Here is a 16,630-nt window from a genome sequence, read left to right on the forward strand (position 1 = left end):
TCTAATCCTAAAAAAAAGGAATTTGGTTTATCAATTTTCCTTCTTTAAATCTATTTGGACTCAAAACTTCAATATCTATTTCACTTTTCTTATTGCAGATAATTCCCGCTAATAACTCACCAATTGCGGGGGAGTGCATTACTCCATGACCTGATGAACCGTTGGCATAATAAAAATTTTCGAGGTAATGTGAACGGCCAAGTATTACATGTTCATCCGGAGACATTTCATATAGTCCGGCCCAAGAGGCACCAGTATCAATTGTACAATTTTTTAAAGCAGGTAACTTTTCCTTTGCTGTTGAAAATACTTTTTCAAGCCATACGGATTCAACAGATGTATTATAATTATAATTATTCTCAGGGGTATCGGGAAGGAGCAGAATAAGGTGACCATCCTTCATTCTGAAATGAAATGCTGAATCTACCCAGATCGTCATTGGAGTGCCTGCGGGCAGTGTATTGGTTTCTTTTATCCTGCAAACCTGCCTTTTTAAATGTTTTACCGGTAAATATTCGTCAGCAAGTCCAGCCAGCCAGCCGGCCCAGGCTCCTGCTGCGTTAATGAAGAGCTCTCCGGTAAATTTTTCTGCGGATGATTCAACACTTTCGATCATTTTGCCGGAATAATTTATTTTTTCAATCCGGCAGCCATATTCAAACTTTACACCGCTTTTTTGAGAGGAAGTTAAATAGCCGTTTAAAATACTTAACGGTTCAATGAAACCATCGCTCCGGCAAAAAGTACCGCCAATGATATTATTTAAATTTATAAAAGGGTTCAGTTTTTGTATTTCTTCAGCAGTCACAAGCTCAGCATCCGCAACACCGTTATTTTTCTGCAGGGTGTTAGCGAGTTTCAGGTTTTCCATTTCTGATTCAGACTGCGCCAAAAACAGGTAGCCGGCTTCGATGTAACCGGGATCAATGCCATGCTCACTTTTAAAATTAATTAATTTTTGGCGGGAAAGCTGTGAGAGCTCAATGTTAATTTTTGATCCGAACTGGAGGCGGAATCCGCCTGTTGCTTTGCCTGTACTTCCGGTTCCGGGTCCCGGTGCGCTATCGAGTACCAGGATATCCTTTATTCCGTTTATGCTTAAATGGTAAGCAATACTTGCGCCAATTACCCCGGCACCAATTATTATTATTTCAGCATGACGGGAAATTTTAGCCGTCATTCCAGGTTGCTGCTGTATTTTTCCTGTTTTACATTAAGGGTGAACATGTGTTCCGGGTTCTTATAACATTTTATTTCAAGTGAATTTCCGCTCGGGTCCTTAAAAAACATTGTAGCCTGTTCACCCGGCTGTCCTGCAAAACGGATAGAAGGTTCAATAATAAATTCAACATTTTCTGCATGAAGCCTGTCTGCTAATGAATGAAATTCATCCCAGGGCATTATGCAGCCAAAATGCGGTATAGGTACAATTACATGATCAACAACTCCGCAGGGGATCGATTCGGGTACTTTTTCAGATGCATGCATAGAAAGCTGGTTACCTCCGAAATTAAAATCTACCCATGAGTCAGAGCTTCTGCCTTCTGAAAGGCCGAGTATTTCACCGTAAAATCTTCTTGTAGAAGCAAGATCTTTAACTAAAAAAGAATAGTGGAATGGATAATCAGGCATTGAAATTATTCAGATTAGATTTGTATAAAAATATAAAATAATAGGAATAATATAAATCCATTTAGCGGGCTTAAAATAAAAAAAGGGAGCTTCTTAAAAAAGAAGATCCCTTCAGCATAAAAAACAGTACCAGTTTAGTTGCCTAAAACAGTTACAATTACGTTAATTACGATACCTACAGCAACTCCGACAAGTGCGAATGTGCAGGCTGATTTAGCTGCTTTCGGGTTCTTATCTTTGTTGATAAACCATAAAATAGCGCCTACCAGAGGTATACAGAAAGAAACGATCTTGAGAATCATACTCAGATCTTCGGTCTGCTGATTTTCTGTTGGTGCAGGTGGTGGTGTTGTTGGTTCCATGATTTGATTCCTCCTTTAGATTACTTAAATATACAGCTTTATAATATAATTTATTAACATAAAACTAAGTTACAGATAAGATCAAATGTCCGATCCATTGCCCCAAAAGCGCGGCAAGCGCCATGCAGGCAGCGCCTGCGGGAATTCCAGTTGCAAGCCGAAGCCAGTTATTGCTTTCACGGTTCATATAAGCCTGCGTAAGGCCGTCAACCAGTGCAGGCACCATAAGCAGGAAGATCCATAATAGACTTGGCATCCAGATAGAAAATGTAAATATCGGAAGCGCAAAGTAGCCGAGGTAAAAACCGGTACAGCGTGCGCAAACAGGGAATTGTTTTCCCTTGTAAAAAAATGAGCGCTCCGGTTTCCTGTGGCAGAAAACAAATTCAAGCTTTGTTTTCTGTTTGGGTGTATTAAGTACTGCTTCTGGCAAAAATTATGTATTTTATAGATTTAAAAATATAAACTAATAATGCTAAAAAGTAAAATCAATGTATTTTTACAATTACCCTTAATTTATTAAGGGTTGGCATCTTCCAGCTTTTTTAGCTCAATTTCTACCCAATTGCATAAAATATCTTTATCAGCCTGTGAAAGCTTTGCATCCCCGTGCAGAATCAGGTATGGCGGAAGCGGCATTTCATCAGATTTGATCTCTTCGCAGATTTCATTCAGTCTTGCTTCCTGTTTAGCGGTTGGAATTTTAGACCATTGGCTGAAGTTCATTTTTTTCCTGCCAGATGTAACATCATCCCCAACAAGCCATGAAGCCGGCGCAATTGAAGAATACCACGGCCAGATTGTATGATCGCTGTGGCAGTCATAACAGGAGCGTTTAAGAATGCTTTCAACATTAGCCGGAACATTCATAACTTTTGTGATATGAGCCGGTGTAATTTCACTTGTTGTGGACATATCTGGCCGGTTTATGAACTGGATTATCACTAACCCCAGAATTAAAACTATTGCTGATATTTTTAATATTTTTTTCATTATCACGAAATTAATTTAAATATCCATTTCAAAAAGCTTTTTACCTGTTTTATAATCAAAACCCATAATACCTTCGTTTTTAAGGGTTAACAATACAAGGTTACCTGAACGTTTTATATTGATCTTATCTTTAGTAAAGAACAGGCTTGAAAAAGTATCATCTTCTTCATCAATTTTCATTTCTTCGAAAATCTCTTCTGGTTTTAAAGTCCATAATTCTTTACCTGATTTAAGGTCAACACATGAAACAAGCCTGTTTGATTTTTTACCGAGCTGATCAAGATATACAATAATTACACTTTCGCTATCCATATGGTATATGATACCTTCAAGATAGATCTTCTCACTTAATGGTGAGACGGTAATTTTGTAATATTTTTGCAAGTGGTCGTCAGTGCTTGAGTTTCGGGAAATGCTGGACTTATTATTTTCTATACTGGCTTTAGGACCTGTAGCCAGAAGCAGAATTTTGCGCGGACTGGAAGAATTATCTTCGGGAGCTAAAACAGGATAACTTATTATTGTTGAATCTTTTGTCAGTGATTTGTTGAATTCAGAATGATCTTTATAAAGTTTATCCTCTATAAAACTGTATATGCCTTCTCTGCCGTCACGAGTTTTAACCCTGATTGTAAAATCCTCTTTATCGTAGTGAGCTTCGGTTAAACCAGCGGAAAGCTGGGGAAATTTTGATTCGAACTGTTTAGTATCCATAACCTTTTCACCGGTTTCTGAATTAAATGCTTCTATACGCGGTTCATTTTCACCGTACTCACGGGTAACTGACCAGACCTTCCCATCATGGTAAACAAGATCAATCAAGGTAATTATATCTTCGTAAGGAGTTTTAATTTTATGAAGTACTTTTTCAGTCTTAGGGTCAATTATATATGTCCATGTTTTACAGAAATAACACTCTCTACCGGTAGACGTTCTGCCAGGAGATTTAGTCGTCTGAATAAAATTAAATGAACCGTCAGTAAGGATCCATACTTTTTCTTCGCCATCTTTAGTAGGCACAACAACTGCATCCAGAAAGCTGCCGCTTAAGCTATTGGGCATTAAAGCGGGTAATGCAAAATAATAGCCGGCAATTCCGATAATTACAAGTATAACAATTGCGCCGACTATTCCAACACAACTGAATTTGGCGCAGCCTGATTTTTTACCGTAAATTTTTCTCCCCTGGTATGTATCTGACTGGGGGTATGTTACTGGTGGTTCCATTACTTTTTATATATTTAATTTTAGTAAATATATGAAAAATTGTTGAATATAAAGGTAGCTTATTAAAGAAAATTCACAGAAATTTTTTCAGCTTTGTTTTATGTATTTATCCGAAATAAACAAAAACCTGAAATCTAAAAAAAGAATCTACATGAAAAACGCAAAACCAACACCAATTGAAATATCGTTAATATTTGATTTAGTTTTCTCTTTTATAAATGTGTGCCTGTATTTTAAATATGGGTTAAACATAAGCGGTTCACCGGGACCCAGCAACGCTCCAACTGATCCCTGTAAAAACCAGCCATTATTTTTTGTATCCGTAAAATAACCTGCTCCTGGAGTTGCAATAAAGCCGACAAAATCACCAGCAGCAAGAATGAAATCGTAATTATACGAAAAACGTAAATGACTTGTGTTATAGCTTCTGAAAATATAAGAATATTCGAATGCCAGCCTGCCGTAAGGGAAAATCCCGGCTGAGATCTCCTTTGTTAATCCGAAAAATGCCTTTTTGTCTTCAATTACAAGCAATGGATTAATAATTGCAGCAAGATACCACGTGGCGGGTATATCAGCATTTTTGTAAGATACGGAAGGAGTTTTAAGTATTGATTTTCTGTAACAGGGTTCTTTAAATTTTAAGCTGTTTACCTGTGAATAAGAAGGCAGGATGTTTAGAAACAAGATTGAAGTAACAAGAAATAATATGATTTTCATGTCTTTCTAATGATTAGATACGAATTTTAACCCTATAATTGAACTTATCAGTGTAAATATAAAAAATATTCTCCAGAAACCGGCAGGTTCACCAAGATAAAATATACCAATAAGAGCGATACCGGTTGCCCCGATACCTGTCCATATTGCATACGCCGTACCAAGCGGAATTGTTCCAAGCGCTTTATCCAGAAACAAATAGCTTAAAATTGTAAACACTATGAAAAGCACTGATGGAAGCGGTTTGGAAAAGCCTTCGGAATATTTAAGAGAAATTGCGAAGCATATTTCAAAGATCCCTGCTATTAAAAGAAATACCCAGCTCATATAAATTTGATTAGTTTTACAAAAATAGAATATCAAAGAACAAATAGCAAAAACTAAATACCAATTTGTTTATTATACAACAGGAATATAAACAAGTATTCCGGCTTAAACAAAAAAGGCGATCATTGAGATCGCCTGGATAAATTCTAAAATATTTTTGACGGCAGGTTACTTAACGTTATCTTTTAAAAGGTGGGGGAATTCTTTATAGAATTTTTTTACTTTTGGAGCTATTACCATAGAACAGTATCCCTGGTTGGGATTGTTGTTGTAATAATCCTGGTGGTAATCTTCAGCCTTGTAAAATTTATCAAAGGCTGTTACTTCGGTAACTATCGGGTCATCCCAAAGTTTTGATGCAGTTATATCTGCAATTACTTTTTCAGCATCAGATTTCTGTTTATCATTTACATAAAAAATGGCTGAGCGGTACTGTGTTCCAACATCTGCGCCCTGTTTATTAAGGGTAGTTGGATTGTGAATATGAAAGAAAACGTTTAACAATTGTTCGTAAGAAATAACCGCAGGGTCAAAGGTTATCCTTACAACTTCTGCGTGACCTGTATTGCCTTCGCATACTTCTTTGTAGGTCGGGTTGGTTGTTGCTCCGCCGGAATAACCTGATTCAACCATCTCAACTCCTTTTAGATCCTGGAAAATTGTTTCAATACACCAGAAACATCCTCCGGCAAGTACTGCTGATTCATACTTAGTAGTATCCCGTTTATCTGCTGCTGTCATTTTTTCTCCGCTGATTTTTTTATTTTCATCTGAATTCACTGAAACTTTATCGCTTTTACCGCCTATAATTGAACATCCAGAAACTGCTGAAGTAATCAGCATTAATGCGGTAAAAAGCAAAAATATCGCTTTATTTTTAAACATTATACAGCCTTTCTTAGTGATATAATTTGATAACCGAAATTAAATATGAATCGTTTCAGGGGATGATTTTGGGGTGTGACAAATCTAAAACAAACCCCCATCGGAGTATATAACAAAACTTAAGATATTGAATAATTAACATTATTATATACCTGTAATTTTCCTCCCCCCTTCAAAAACGAAGGGGGGACAACAGCTTGAATCGTTTCAGCGGGTGGATTTACTATATTAATGCTGATGGCGGAAGCCTTTTTTAATGAAGATATAGTTTACAGGGAAAGCGGCAATAAAACCTGCAATTAAACCAAGCATCATACCTAGCCAGAATATTCCATCTCCCAGGCCTGCATCCATAACACCAGGTGTATATACCTGAACCAGCACTTCAAATGTTTCCATTACAGCAATGCTTAATCCTTCTGCCACAAGCACCTGTTTGAATGCGGCTTTCCACGTGTAACCGGCTTTTTTTAGGGGAACTACCCCGAGCCCGAAACCGCCAACAAAGCCAAGTATAATTGCCAATATCATTGTTGAGTGGTTACTCATACCCAAAGCTGTACCTATTATCATACCCCCAACTTCTCCAATGCCGCAGCCAATTAAACAATGCAGAGTTGCACTGAAAGCCAGCTTGAATGTGCCAGGACTTTCAATTGTTTGTATGTGATGATGGTTCATTGCTGTATTCATTTTGTTTAATTTAATCAATCTAAAAATTTTGAGTTGTCTTTAAACCCACCTCGTCTTTGCCTTCGGCAAAGCCACCCCTCCCCAGAGGGGAATTAAGCAAGATTACATATCTGCGGGATTGAGTTTAATATATATCTGTGCTGATAGCGGATTTTTACCGTATATTGCCTGCAATTCTTTTGGTGAAAAATATATGCTTCCCTGTAAACCTATCGATAAATTTGTATTTGCAAATTGAAATAGCCTGTAATTAGTACCTAAAGTAAGCGTATTAATATCGAACCTGGTATCATGGTCAAATCCTTCAAGTGAAAGCTCATCAGGATCCTTCTGAACAAATTCATACCTGCCGTATATTGCCAGCTTATTCAACTGCAGATTGCTTTCAAGCAAAAATGAATGCTCAGCATGCCCGTGCCCTTTATCATTGTATCCCCATGCAAATGTTGTGTTGATATTTCTTGTTGAAGTAAAGTTGTGACTGTGAATTAAAGATGCTGTTGTCCTTGTTACATCAACACCCGGTTCAAGTGCTTCAGGTGATTTTATAAATCCTTGTGAGAACTGCAGGGCAAAATTCTTTGAGGGATTTACCGATAAGCGGTAGCTGTAAGAGTTCATATTCATTTTATCAAAACCCCAGCGTTCTTCATCGGGTTCGCTGCCTGTTAACACTGAACCTTCGAGCCTGAAAATTTTATATCGAAAGCCTAATGTACCAACTCCGAACGTAATATGCGATGCATCCTGCCAGTGATGAGAAAGCGGTGCATCAGGATTATTGGAGCTTGATACCCTGTGCATGAATGCAACGGGTCCAAGCGCTGGTTCACCGGGATAACCGAAATAACCGGTTAAATCAATATCTTTACTCAGCCTTTGAGTATAACCAACGCTTAATTCCGCAAACAGATCATGCGGGTGCTGCCTGTTAACAAGCGGTTTACCTTCCCATGTTTCCCCTGACTGATATAGCAGCGGGTAACCATCCCCGCCTTCCGTCAGGCGGTCAAGTGAGAGCATAAGTCCGAATTTAAGTAAACCGTCTGTACCAATTTTTCTCTGTGCCATACCCATAAACCAGTTCGGTGCATCCCATTTACTTAGACCTTTAGAGCCTTCTTTAGTGATATCAGTCGATGTGTACCTTAAAAATACGCTTCCATGGAACATCAGCATCCATTTACCTGTGTGAAGCATATACCCGTTCATCGGGGATTCATCCGGCAGCCAGCCGGTTCCTGAACCGTTTCTGTTCATAGATAGACTGAGAGAATATGAATGTGACATCGGGATATCAGACTCCATATTGTGCTGGCTGTGTTCATTCCCGTTGTTATCTTTTGTTTTGTTTTCGTTCATATCATGATGATGCTTGTGATGGGTTGTATCTGTATTCATCGTTGAATCATTAACCATGTTGGAATCACTGTGATTCATTTTGCTGTGATCCATTGTGTTATGGTCATGCTGTGAATAAAGATCACTTAATGCAAAGATAGCTGCAAAAGCGATTATTATTAAATTTTTCATTTTATACTTTCTCTTTCTTGTTTTCAGTTATTATATAATTAACATTACTGCTGCCATAAGCACCATCAGCAGGTCTTCTATCAGTGTAATATTAGACATTGGCAGGTTAAACACCGTACCGAGGCAAGCACACTGAATTTTCTTTTTTTCCAGAAGGCTCTTTATAACACCAATGCTGCTTATGCTCATTACAACCAAAGTAACAATTGTTGCTTCCAGTATGGCAAAGTGGAAAAGGTAAGCCAAACCCAGTGTAAGCTCTATAAACGGGTAAATGAATCCCCAGGCTAACCATTTTTTAGCTACAATGTCATATGACATGTAAGAATACGCGAAGCCTTTTAGATCAAGCATCTTAAAAAATGAAAATACCAGGAAGAACCCGCCCATAAAAAGATGCATTGCCGACATTATATTAAAGCTGCTTTTTGAAATGCCGCTCAGAAGTGTTATACCTGTCAGATATGCAAATACAAGAAATATTGGTTTGTAAGCAGTAAAAAAAGGTCGTTTTTGCTCTGGCATATCATTTACTGATTTTTCTGAATGTTTCATCTCATCATGCATACTTCCTGTTTCTTCCAGGGAATATTTACCGGCTGCAGATAAATGTTTGTTCATTACTTCTGTTGGTATATGAGCATCCATAGTAATAACAGCCTGCGGAGGATCAAGGGTTACATCAGCCTTTATAACTCCCTGGATATTATTAAGTATTGATTTTACTGAGGCTTCACATTTCCGGCATGTCATACCGTTTACCTTATATGTATGTGTCATTTTTGTACCTTCCTTTAATTTACGATACAAAGATAGCCCGTACAAACAGGCAAAGCGTTACAGAATTTTTAAAAAGATGTATAAGATTTTATGAAAAGGGTTAAACTGTGATTTTATCGATAAAATGGCGTTTTTGTTCTTTTAATTCTTTAAAATAACTGGGTGTGAAGCCAGTTATTTTTTTAAACTGGCCCGATAAATGCTGTGAGCTGCTGTAACCCAGCAGGTAAGCTATTTCACTGAGTGTAAGCTCGCCGTAAACCAAAAGCTCTTTAGTGCGCTCAATCTTTTGGGCAATAATGAATTTTTCTATGGTAGTATTTTCAACCGATGAAAAAAGACTGCTGAGGAAAGTATACGGTTTGCCTGTAGCTTTGGAAAGATAATCAGAATAATTTATCTCAGAAGGCTTGTTGCTTTCATAAATTGACCTGATAATAAGGGTTTTTACTTCTTCTATCAGCTTTGTCCTGGAATCATCAATAAGCTCAAACCCGTTTTCAAGCAAGCTTGCCCTTAGCTTTTCAAGCTTTTCAGGTGCTATTTCTTCCGCAGGCTGCACTTCACCAAGCTGAACCGAATTATAACTGATACCAAGCTTGTTCAGCTCTTCACGAACAACCTTGATGCATCTCTGGCAGACCATATTTTTTATATAAAGTTTTTTCATATTATTTTTTACACCCCTGTTATCCTGCTTCTCCGTTCAAACAGCACTGTGTTGCGCCAGGTTCCGTTCATGCAGCCTGCTTTTTCCATGAAGCCTATTTCACGAAAGCCGCAATTTAAGTGAAGCTTAATACTGGCTGTATTTTCGGGGAAGATTGAAGAGTATAACGTCCACACTCCGTTTTTTTCGCTTTCTTCAATTAAGGAGCTCATAAGTATCTTCCCAAATCCTTTGCCTGATTGCGCCGATGTAATATAAATACTTACTTCACATATACCTTTGTAAACTTCCCGTGATGATGTTGCTGAAAGCGCAGCCCAGCCTATTATTTCATTATTCAAAACTGCTGCTAGCCTGCCAAATGGCAGTTTATGTTTATCCCAGTGATGCCAGTCCGGAGCGGTTTTTTCAAAGGTCGCATTGCCTGAAGCAATTCCTTCTTCATAGATCCGCTTTATAACAGGATAATCTGAGGCTGTAATTTCTCTAATAGTAATATTATCATTCATAACAGGTCTTCAATGGAATCCAGAATATTATTCCATTCCGCCTCCGGGTCAAAACCTGTTTCGGGCATATTCTGTTCAGCCCGCATATACCAGTATTTAGCATTAATAAGATCGCCTTCTTTTCGGTGAAGGTATGCATGGATCCATTCAGCAGCTTTGGAGGTGAGATCCTGAACTATTTCATGGGCTTTATGCCAATCACCTTTTGCATCATACCATAAGGAAAGAATAAGCGGGTCAAGTCCGGCAGGAGGTGATGCGTTTTTTAAAGAACCAATAAGCTCAGCTTTGGTCATTTATATTACTCTCTTTCGGGCAGTGATTTGAAGAATTCCCAGATCATTTCAGTAGCGTTAAAATCCTTGCAAACATTACCAACCAGTATTTTAGGCAGGTATTGTGATGCTCCGGGCCAGGTGTGCCCGCCTCCTTTGATAGTTACCAATATTACTTTTGTGCCTTCAGCGCATTTATAGTATGTTTCTTTTTCAGCAGTACATTCATCATCTTCTTTATCTTCAATTACTTCGATCTTAGTACTGGATTGGCAGGAATTATTTCCTGTAAGTATTTTAACAGTCCAGCTTGTTGAAAGGCTTACACCTCTTCCGGTTTCATCATCTTTAAAGCCCACAGGTCCGCCGTCAAATTTCACAAGCGGATCTTTTGTGCCGTTTATCAGCAATACAGAAATTGGTTTATCGGTTTTCCAGGTATCTTTCAGGTTTTCGGGAATATTTGCAGTAACGGGTGCGATTGCAAGTATTCTGTTTGAAAGCTTTAATGCCAGGTAAAAGGAAAAAAATCCGCCGTTTGAAATACCGGTGGAAAATATCCGTTTACTGTTGATTTTGTAATTTGCTGTCAGCGTATCCAGCAGCATTGAAATGAATTTAACATCGTCTCTATCCATTGGCAGCTTATCGCCGATCCTTCCGTCGTTCCAGTTTTTATCAACAGCATTAGGATATACAACAATGAAATTTTCCTTATCGGCAAGCTTGTTGAATTTTACATGATTCTTTATCTGCTCTGCCGTGCCTCCGCCGCCGTGAAATACCATAACAAGAGGCAATTCACTGCTCCCGTAATTTTTCGGAAGATGAAGTATATATTCCCGTTCAATTCCGTCAACTGAAAATTTTCCTTCTATATCACCTGCGGAATAACATACTGAAATAACAGCAAATAAAAAATATAATGTAATGAAAAATTTTTTGCTCATAAATATCTTTGCTATAATTTGAAACCTTTATTGGAATAAATTCCTTTTAAAATATGAAATTATTTTATAAAATGTAGCTGTAAAAATCATAGTATAGTGTATTTATAATGTTAAATAAGGAAGAACATATTATAGAAGAGAACATACCGCTTTTTCCGCTGGGAATTGTAGTACTGCCCGGTGAAACAAGATTCCTGCATATCTTTGAGCAAAGATACAAAAATCTTTTTGAAGATATAGAAAAATCAGACGGCAGTTTTGGAATACCATTTATTCGATCTGGTTCAATTGACGGAACTGGTTCATTTGTAAAAGTTGAAAAAGTTCTTGCCAGGTACCCGAACGGAGAGCTGGATATTGCCGTAAAGGGTATTGATATTTTTAATACTGTTGAATATAATGATGAACACCCCCAACGGCTTTACCCGTACGGCAATCTGGAATTGCTTCACAGGGATTCAATTGTACCAAGCAGACCCCTTGTTGATGCATTTTTGAAATATAACAAGCTTGTATTAAAGCTTGACCTGGAAAAATTACCAAAACCCGGATTTTATCTCATTGCGAATTCAATAGGTTTAAGCGATCTTGAAAAATACGATCTAGTAATAAGGGGAAGCGAGCAGGCGCTGAATAAAACAATGACAAATCATGTTAACTTAAGAACACTTCTGGCGCTTCAGCAGAACTCTCTGCAGGATTATTACTGCCTCAATTAAATAAAGTACAGTAATCATAAAAAAAGAGAGGTTTTGCAGCCTCTCTTTTTTTGTTGTTAATTATTTACTCGCCTATTTTTTCAGTTTCGAATTTTTTCCATTCTTCACGTGCGTATGCAAAAAATCCTGCCGGACCCTTATCAAAAGCCGGGTCAGGTTTCATTTCGCCGCCGTATTTCTCTCCGCCCATTATCTGGATCATCTGGCCGCGGATAGCATATTTATTTTCGCCTTCATGCATTATTAATTTCATATCATCGGGTGATACATCACCCTTGCATGACATCCTGTACAAAAAGGTATTTTCAGCAATTCCATCCTTGTTAATATCAGTAATTGAAATTGATTTTGGAATAAGGCTCAGCATAACATCAACAGGGCAATCTTTAATGAAGTCATTTACCTTCCATAACATTTTAGCGTTCTCGCCATCTAAAATGTATTGATAAGCAAAGAGCTCCTTTGAGCGGTTATCGCCTGTAGTTTTTTCTTCAGTTTCACATACAATAAGAACATTCTGGCCGTTTTTATCTTCCCATCTCGCACCTGCAACAATTTTACCGTCATATTTAACGGATGCAGGCAGCTTGCCCGGCTCGTAAGAAATATTTTTGATACCCGCTGTATTGTTTTTTGTGACAGTATCGGTTTTAGTTGTTGTTTCGGTTTTGGTTTGAGTTGTTGAATCCTTTTTTTGATTTTCGGTGTTCTTTACATCATCTTTCTTGCCGCATGATGAAAGAATTGCTGCTGAAAACAGAATGACTAACAGTAATTTCATTAAATTTTTTTAAATTTTGTTCTTAATTATTTTCCTGCGAGAATATTAAATATACTTCCCAGGTCAGTTGATTGTTCCTGCTGTCCTGAATTCTGAGAGCCTCCGATCAATCCGCCAATATTGAATTGATCTGACTTTCCGCCGGTTAATGAGCCGAATATTGAATTAATATCAAACCCGTTATCATTTGGATCATTAGTACGGTTGACCAGCTTACTTATTACAACAGGTACCAGTGAAGCTGCTATTTGTTTAGCAATTGGATTTGAAACTCCAAGCTTATCCATCAGGCTGTTTGTAACATTTGTTGTCAGGTTCCCAACCAATGGATTACCCTGAACCCCGGATTCTCCGCCCAGCAGGCTCAGCACATCGGCGCCGTTGCCGCCGGCTATTTGACCCTTTAAGCTATCCATAATGCTTGATGTTGTTGTTTCTATGGCAGCTTCGTTCTGTTCATTGGGGATCTGGGGATTATTTATTATCTGTTCACCTGATTCGTTAGAAACTAGTTTAAAAAGTTCATCAAACATTATAATTTTCCTTTGTAAAAAAAAAGAGGTAGCAACACCTCTTTTTTTAATTTATTATTCAAATATAATTCATTTTTTTAATAGTTTAAATGCATGGTTCCACTCGCCTTCTCTGAATCCGCGTGCACACCAGATAATACAAAGCCCTTCAAGTGCGGCGGATGCTTCGATGCCGCCGGAATCCATAACATCCCAGCCGAAGGCAGTAAGTATATCTGTTACTGACCTTTTTGATTCTTCGTTATTTCCGCAAATAAACATTGTGGGCTGGCCGCCTTCAAATTTGGGTTTATACATGTAAGCGCTGCCGATACTGTTAAATGCCTTTACAACATGAGCGTTGGGAAGCAAGGTCTGAATATGTTCACCCGCCGAGCCTTCAGCGGTCTTAACGTACTTAAGCACACCATTCACAGGCGGCTCTTCTGCTATTGGATTAGTTGTATCAATTACAATTTTGCCTTCAAAATTTTTCTTTCCGGCAAGCTCTATTACATCATCAATTGCCCGGTATAGCGGACATAATATTATAATTTCTCCATAAGCCGCAGTCTGCTCAAATGTTCCCGCTTTAACTCCTTTACCATTTCCAGAAAGCCACTCGGTAATTTTTGCTGCTTTTGGGTCACGTGTACCCAGCATTGTTTCATGACCTTCTGCCGTAAATCCAATGGCCAGCGCTTTTCCAACAGCGCCTGAACCTAAAATTCCAATTTTCATAAATAACTTTCTTTAATTATTTTTAATTAGTGTTATAAAATACATTAATTTCTGAAATTATTCCATTTTTAAACGTCAGCCACTCTATCATAGGCTTGGTTGAACCATCGGGCATTGGAAATTCATACTTAACACACACATTTTCACTACCTGAAAGAAAAACTTTGTTTTGAAATTTGACTCCGCTGTATTGCCAGCATGTATCAAGGAATTCCTTTGCACTGCTGAAATTCCCTTCAGGCGAAGTAAATTTGAGGTCAGGTGAAATATTCAAAAGCTCTTTGCTGGATGTTTCCCAGCCCTCGTAATACTGCTTTGCAATTTTTAAGACTTCGTCTGCCATTTTTCCGAAATAATAAAATTGAATTATTTTAGTTGATCAATGCGAATACTCTTCTTTAATTTTCTCGGAAATAAATATCTTCATTAAAGATTGATAAGGTATATCCTTTTTGTTAGCTATGACTTTTAGGTCATTTAACATTGACTCAGGAAGTCTTAATGAAATGGATCTGACGGAAGGTTTAAGATTTGGAAAAGATATCTTTTCTGCTTTCTTCCAGTCAATAAAGTCCGAAGTGTCATTTTTTTGCCAGAAAATTCTTTCTTCTGATTCAGATCTGAATTTTGGAATTTTTTTAAGTTTTTTCATTATATATTTCTTTCTCTTTCTTCGACATTTTTCTTGCTGAAATTATCCTTATAAGATTTTCTCTTAAAGTAAATACAACGGTCAGATATTTTTCGTTGTCAGTTCTGCCTAAAGCATAAAAGCGTTTTTCTTCACCGGTTGAATGAACTGTATCGCTTGATACAATTAAGGGATCGTTAAAAAATATTTGCTCTGATTCAAGGTTTGTTACCCCATGTTTGCGGAGATTTTTATCAATATTACCCTTATCCCATTGAAATCCTTCAATTTTATCAAAAACGATTAACATTTATATCTATTACTTTTGTATATGATAAAGATATACAATATATATAACTTATTCAATAAATAAAGTGTTCCATCTAAAATAAGTAAATAAGCTTTAAAATTATAACAGCTTATTCGGAAAAATCCTTACTTAAAAGGTTTTTGCTTTTGAAAAATATATAGGTTACAATTATCATTGTGGCCGCGCCGCCAAGAATCACAGAAGGAACTGTACCCAGCAGCTTGGCAGCCAGGCCTGACTCAAATGCGCCGACCTCGTTTGATGTAGAAAGGAATATTCCGTTTATTGCATTTACCCTTCCGCGCATGTTATCAGGAACAAGAAGCTGCAGCAGGGTTGAGCGGATAACGACACTGACGCTGTCAAATGCACCGGTAGCAAATAAAGCAGCAATAGATAAGATAAAATTTTCTGATACCGCAAAAACCAGGGTTGAGACCCCGAAGCCAGCCACAGCCAGCAATAGATTGCGCCATGCGCGTTTCATAGGGGAGTACTTAGAAAGCACAAAAAGCACCAGTACAGCACCTATCGAAGGCGCAGCGCGCATCACACCAAGTCCCTCAGGCCCGACTTTTAAGATATCTTCGGCAAATACAGGGAGTATAGCAACAACACCACCGAACATAACAGAGAACATATCAAGAGATATGGAATAAAATATAATTTTGGTTTTGTATGTATAGCGGAAGCCTTCCCTGATCTTTTCAAGCATTGAGCCTTCTTCAGAGGGGTCCGGCGGACGGTTCTTAATTAAAGCAACTGCAGCAATTGAAAGAAAAATTATAGCTATAACAAAAAGCAGCGTTCCTGAAAAACCAAACAAGCTGTAAAGAAAACCTGAAACACCCGGGCCTATAATTACACCTGTTTGCCATGATGAAGAGCTCCACGTGGATGAATTGGCATATACTTCCCTCGGCACCAGGTATGCCTTAATTGATGTTGATGCAGGAAAGAAGAACGCTTTACAGATCCCGATGAAAAATATAACTCCCCAAATTACATACTTAAACTCCCCGGCATGTTCTTCTGTTAAAAGGCTGAATGAAAGTATATACAGCGCAATTGAAGCTGCCATTGTGAATGCAAGCGACCAAAGCATGATATTTTTCTTTTTGAGCTTATCAGAGTAATGGCCGCCAAACAGCGAAAGCAGTATAAATGGTATGGCTTCTGCCAGACCTATCATGCCGATTGCAAGAGGGTCATGGGTAAGCCTGTAAAGCTCATATCCTATTATTACTTCCTGAATAAGAAGCCCAACGGTCATGAAAAAATTGGAAAATAAAAAATAACGGAACTCCGCGTACCGCAGAGCGAGGAAGGGATCTTGTTTTACAGGGGGCGGATTATTTTGCATTTAAGTTATAAAAGCAA

At 38.0% G+C, this 16,630-nt stretch carries 24 protein-coding genes; 1 reads left to right on the forward strand and 23 read right to left on the reverse strand.

The window, feature by feature from the left end; translation table 11 throughout:
* Positions 1-7: 7 nt before the first annotated feature.
* The 16 genes from J0M37_04260 to J0M37_04335 form a co-directional block, all read right to left on the reverse strand.
* Entirely contained in the window at positions 8-1,180 is a 1,173-nt protein-coding gene (locus J0M37_04260) for an FAD-binding oxidoreductase (GenBank protein MBN8584286.1), read from the reverse strand.
* Positions 1,177-1,632, reverse strand: a complete 456-nt coding sequence (locus J0M37_04265; protein ID MBN8584287.1) for a VOC family protein — start codon at positions 1,630-1,632, stop codon at positions 1,177-1,179. Before J0M37_04265 ends, J0M37_04260 begins: the two co-directional genes overlap by 4 nt.
* Positions 1,633-1,766: 134 nt before the next feature.
* Positions 1,767-1,994 (reverse strand): hypothetical protein, encoded by a 228-nt coding sequence (locus tag J0M37_04270; protein ID MBN8584288.1) that lies wholly within the window; start codon positions 1,992-1,994, stop codon positions 1,767-1,769.
* Between the two features lie 64 nt (positions 1,995-2,058).
* Entirely contained in the window at positions 2,059-2,427 is a 369-nt protein-coding gene (locus J0M37_04275) for a DUF2085 domain-containing protein (protein MBN8584289.1), read from the reverse strand.
* Between the two features lie 86 nt (positions 2,428-2,513).
* On the reverse strand, positions 2,514-2,987 hold the full coding sequence (locus J0M37_04280; protein MBN8584290.1) for a heme-binding domain-containing protein: 474 nt from the start codon (positions 2,985-2,987) through the stop codon (positions 2,514-2,516).
* Between the two features lie 15 nt (positions 2,988-3,002).
* Positions 3,003-4,214 carry a hypothetical protein gene (locus tag J0M37_04285; GenBank protein MBN8584291.1) on the reverse strand — a complete coding sequence of 404 codons (1,212 nt, stop codon included), beginning with the start codon at positions 4,212-4,214 and terminating at the stop codon, positions 3,003-3,005.
* A 147-nt stretch (positions 4,215-4,361) separates the two neighbouring features.
* A complete protein-coding gene (locus J0M37_04290; protein MBN8584292.1) occupies positions 4,362-4,934 on the reverse strand; it encodes a hypothetical protein in 573 nt (190 codons plus the stop codon).
* A gap of 6 nt (positions 4,935-4,940) precedes the next feature.
* A complete protein-coding gene (locus tag J0M37_04295; protein ID MBN8584293.1) occupies positions 4,941-5,261 on the reverse strand; it encodes a multidrug efflux SMR transporter in 321 nt (106 codons plus the stop codon).
* 168 nt (positions 5,262-5,429) lie between these two features.
* Positions 5,430-6,002: a peptide-methionine (S)-S-oxide reductase MsrA gene (msrA, locus tag J0M37_04300; GenBank protein MBN8584294.1), complete on the reverse strand. Its 573-nt coding sequence runs from the start codon at positions 6,000-6,002 to the stop codon at positions 5,430-5,432.
* Between the two features lie 372 nt (positions 6,003-6,374).
* A complete protein-coding gene (locus tag J0M37_04305; GenBank protein MBN8584295.1) occupies positions 6,375-6,839 on the reverse strand; it encodes a DUF4396 domain-containing protein in 465 nt (154 codons plus the stop codon).
* A 102-nt stretch (positions 6,840-6,941) separates the two neighbouring features.
* Positions 6,942-8,372: a hypothetical protein gene (locus tag J0M37_04310; protein ID MBN8584296.1), complete on the reverse strand. Its 1,431-nt coding sequence runs from the start codon at positions 8,370-8,372 to the stop codon at positions 6,942-6,944.
* A 30-nt stretch (positions 8,373-8,402) separates the two neighbouring features.
* On the reverse strand, positions 8,403-9,152 hold the full coding sequence (locus J0M37_04315) for a cation transporter (protein ID MBN8584297.1): 750 nt from the start codon (positions 9,150-9,152) through the stop codon (positions 8,403-8,405).
* 100 nt (positions 9,153-9,252) lie between these two features.
* Positions 9,253-9,822: a helix-turn-helix transcriptional regulator gene (locus J0M37_04320; GenBank protein MBN8584298.1), complete on the reverse strand. Its 570-nt coding sequence runs from the start codon at positions 9,820-9,822 to the stop codon at positions 9,253-9,255.
* A gap of 8 nt (positions 9,823-9,830) precedes the next feature.
* The gene (locus J0M37_04325) at positions 9,831-10,331 is read right to left on the reverse strand and encodes an N-acetyltransferase (GenBank protein ID MBN8584299.1); all 501 of its coding nucleotides are present in this window, start codon (positions 10,329-10,331) and stop codon (positions 9,831-9,833) included.
* Positions 10,328-10,627 carry a hypothetical protein gene (locus J0M37_04330; protein ID MBN8584300.1) on the reverse strand — a complete coding sequence of 100 codons (300 nt, stop codon included), beginning with the start codon at positions 10,625-10,627 and terminating at the stop codon, positions 10,328-10,330. Before J0M37_04330 ends, J0M37_04325 begins: the two co-directional genes overlap by 4 nt.
* A gap of 5 nt (positions 10,628-10,632) precedes the next feature.
* Entirely contained in the window at positions 10,633-11,556 is a 924-nt protein-coding gene (locus J0M37_04335) for an esterase (protein MBN8584301.1), read from the reverse strand.
* A 107-nt stretch (positions 11,557-11,663) separates the two neighbouring features.
* Between J0M37_04335 and J0M37_04340 the strand changes: the two genes are divergently transcribed.
* Positions 11,664-12,275, forward strand: coding sequence for an LON peptidase substrate-binding domain-containing protein (locus tag J0M37_04340; protein ID MBN8584302.1), 612 nt, complete (start codon positions 11,664-11,666; stop codon positions 12,273-12,275).
* A 64-nt stretch (positions 12,276-12,339) separates the two neighbouring features.
* Here J0M37_04340 and J0M37_04345 read toward each other — a convergent pair whose 3' ends face one another.
* The 7 genes from J0M37_04345 to J0M37_04375 all read right to left on the reverse strand — a co-directional run bounded on the left by J0M37_04345 (position 12,340) and on the right by J0M37_04375 (position 16,613).
* A complete protein-coding gene (locus J0M37_04345; protein ID MBN8584303.1) occupies positions 12,340-13,056 on the reverse strand; it encodes a hypothetical protein in 717 nt (238 codons plus the stop codon).
* Positions 13,057-13,082: 26 nt separating this feature from the next.
* Positions 13,083-13,589 carry a hypothetical protein gene (locus tag J0M37_04350; GenBank protein ID MBN8584304.1) on the reverse strand — a complete coding sequence of 169 codons (507 nt, stop codon included), beginning with the start codon at positions 13,587-13,589 and terminating at the stop codon, positions 13,083-13,085.
* A gap of 69 nt (positions 13,590-13,658) precedes the next feature.
* The gene (locus tag J0M37_04355) at positions 13,659-14,309 is read right to left on the reverse strand and encodes an NAD(P)-binding domain-containing protein (protein ID MBN8584305.1); all 651 of its coding nucleotides are present in this window, start codon (positions 14,307-14,309) and stop codon (positions 13,659-13,661) included.
* A gap of 22 nt (positions 14,310-14,331) precedes the next feature.
* Positions 14,332-14,652: a hypothetical protein gene (locus tag J0M37_04360; protein ID MBN8584306.1), complete on the reverse strand. Its 321-nt coding sequence runs from the start codon at positions 14,650-14,652 to the stop codon at positions 14,332-14,334.
* Positions 14,653-14,688: 36 nt separating this feature from the next.
* Positions 14,689-14,961, reverse strand: a complete 273-nt coding sequence (locus tag J0M37_04365; protein MBN8584307.1) for a BrnA antitoxin family protein — start codon at positions 14,959-14,961, stop codon at positions 14,689-14,691.
* Entirely contained in the window at positions 14,948-15,250 is a 303-nt protein-coding gene (locus J0M37_04370) for a BrnT family toxin (GenBank protein ID MBN8584308.1), read from the reverse strand. Before J0M37_04370 ends, J0M37_04365 begins: the two co-directional genes overlap by 14 nt.
* A 109-nt stretch (positions 15,251-15,359) precedes the next feature.
* Positions 15,360-16,613 (reverse strand): MFS transporter, encoded by a 1,254-nt coding sequence (locus tag J0M37_04375; protein MBN8584309.1) that lies wholly within the window; start codon positions 16,611-16,613, stop codon positions 15,360-15,362.
* Positions 16,614-16,630: the final 17 nt, after the last annotated feature.

Source organism: Ignavibacteria bacterium, from assembly GCA_017303675.1.
In the GTDB taxonomy this organism is placed as follows: Bacteria; Bacteroidota; Ignavibacteria; order Tepidaquicellales; family OLB5; genus OLB5.

What these genes read in the sequence shown, in the direction of transcription:
- J0M37_04260 (MBN8584286.1), bottom strand. Translation starts at nt 1,180, where the DNA reads ATGACGGCTAAAATTTCCCGTCATGCTGAAATAATAATAATTGGTGCC.
- J0M37_04265 (MBN8584287.1), bottom strand. Translation starts at nt 1,632, where the DNA reads ATGCCTGATTATCCATTCCACTATTCTTTTTTAGTTAAAGATCTTGCT.
- J0M37_04270 (MBN8584288.1), bottom strand. Translation starts at nt 1,994, where the DNA reads ATGGAACCAACAACACCACCACCTGCACCAACAGAAAATCAGCAGACC.
- J0M37_04280 (MBN8584290.1), bottom strand. Translation starts at nt 2,987, where the DNA reads ATGAAAAAAATATTAAAAATATCAGCAATAGTTTTAATTCTGGGGTTA.
- J0M37_04285 (MBN8584291.1), bottom strand. Translation starts at nt 4,214, where the DNA reads ATGGAACCACCAGTAACATACCCCCAGTCAGATACATACCAGGGGAGA.
- J0M37_04290 (MBN8584292.1), bottom strand. Translation starts at nt 4,934, where the DNA reads ATGAAAATCATATTATTTCTTGTTACTTCAATCTTGTTTCTAAACATC.
- J0M37_04295 (MBN8584293.1), bottom strand. Translation starts at nt 5,261, where the DNA reads ATGAGCTGGGTATTTCTTTTAATAGCAGGGATCTTTGAAATATGCTTC.
- msrA (MBN8584294.1), bottom strand. Translation starts at nt 6,002, where the DNA reads ATGACAGCAGCAGATAAACGGGATACTACTAAGTATGAATCAGCAGTA.
- J0M37_04305 (MBN8584295.1), bottom strand. Translation starts at nt 6,839, where the DNA reads ATGAATACAGCAATGAACCATCATCACATACAAACAATTGAAAGTCCT.
- J0M37_04310 (MBN8584296.1), bottom strand. Translation starts at nt 8,372, where the DNA reads ATGAAAAATTTAATAATAATCGCTTTTGCAGCTATCTTTGCATTAAGT.
- J0M37_04315 (MBN8584297.1), bottom strand. Translation starts at nt 9,152, where the DNA reads ATGACACATACATATAAGGTAAACGGTATGACATGCCGGAAATGTGAA.
- J0M37_04320 (MBN8584298.1), bottom strand. Translation starts at nt 9,822, where the DNA reads ATGAAAAAACTTTATATAAAAAATATGGTCTGCCAGAGATGCATCAAG.
- J0M37_04325 (MBN8584299.1), bottom strand. Translation starts at nt 10,331, where the DNA reads ATGAATGATAATATTACTATTAGAGAAATTACAGCCTCAGATTATCCT.
- J0M37_04330 (MBN8584300.1), bottom strand. Translation starts at nt 10,627, where the DNA reads ATGACCAAAGCTGAGCTTATTGGTTCTTTAAAAAACGCATCACCTCCT.
- J0M37_04335 (MBN8584301.1), bottom strand. Translation starts at nt 11,556, where the DNA reads ATGAGCAAAAAATTTTTCATTACATTATATTTTTTATTTGCTGTTATT.
- J0M37_04340 (MBN8584302.1), top strand. Translation starts at nt 11,664, where the DNA reads ATGTTAAATAAGGAAGAACATATTATAGAAGAGAACATACCGCTTTTT.
- J0M37_04345 (MBN8584303.1), bottom strand. Translation starts at nt 13,056, where the DNA reads ATGAAATTACTGTTAGTCATTCTGTTTTCAGCAGCAATTCTTTCATCA.
- J0M37_04350 (MBN8584304.1), bottom strand. Translation starts at nt 13,589, where the DNA reads ATGTTTGATGAACTTTTTAAACTAGTTTCTAACGAATCAGGTGAACAG.
- J0M37_04355 (MBN8584305.1), bottom strand. Translation starts at nt 14,309, where the DNA reads ATGAAAATTGGAATTTTAGGTTCAGGCGCTGTTGGAAAAGCGCTGGCC.
- J0M37_04360 (MBN8584306.1), bottom strand. Translation starts at nt 14,652, where the DNA reads ATGGCAGACGAAGTCTTAAAAATTGCAAAGCAGTATTACGAGGGCTGG.
- J0M37_04365 (MBN8584307.1), bottom strand. Translation starts at nt 14,961, where the DNA reads ATGAAAAAACTTAAAAAAATTCCAAAATTCAGATCTGAATCAGAAGAA.
- J0M37_04370 (MBN8584308.1), bottom strand. Translation starts at nt 15,250, where the DNA reads ATGTTAATCGTTTTTGATAAAATTGAAGGATTTCAATGGGATAAGGGT.
- J0M37_04375 (MBN8584309.1), bottom strand. Translation starts at nt 16,613, where the DNA reads ATGCAAAATAATCCGCCCCCTGTAAAACAAGATCCCTTCCTCGCTCTG.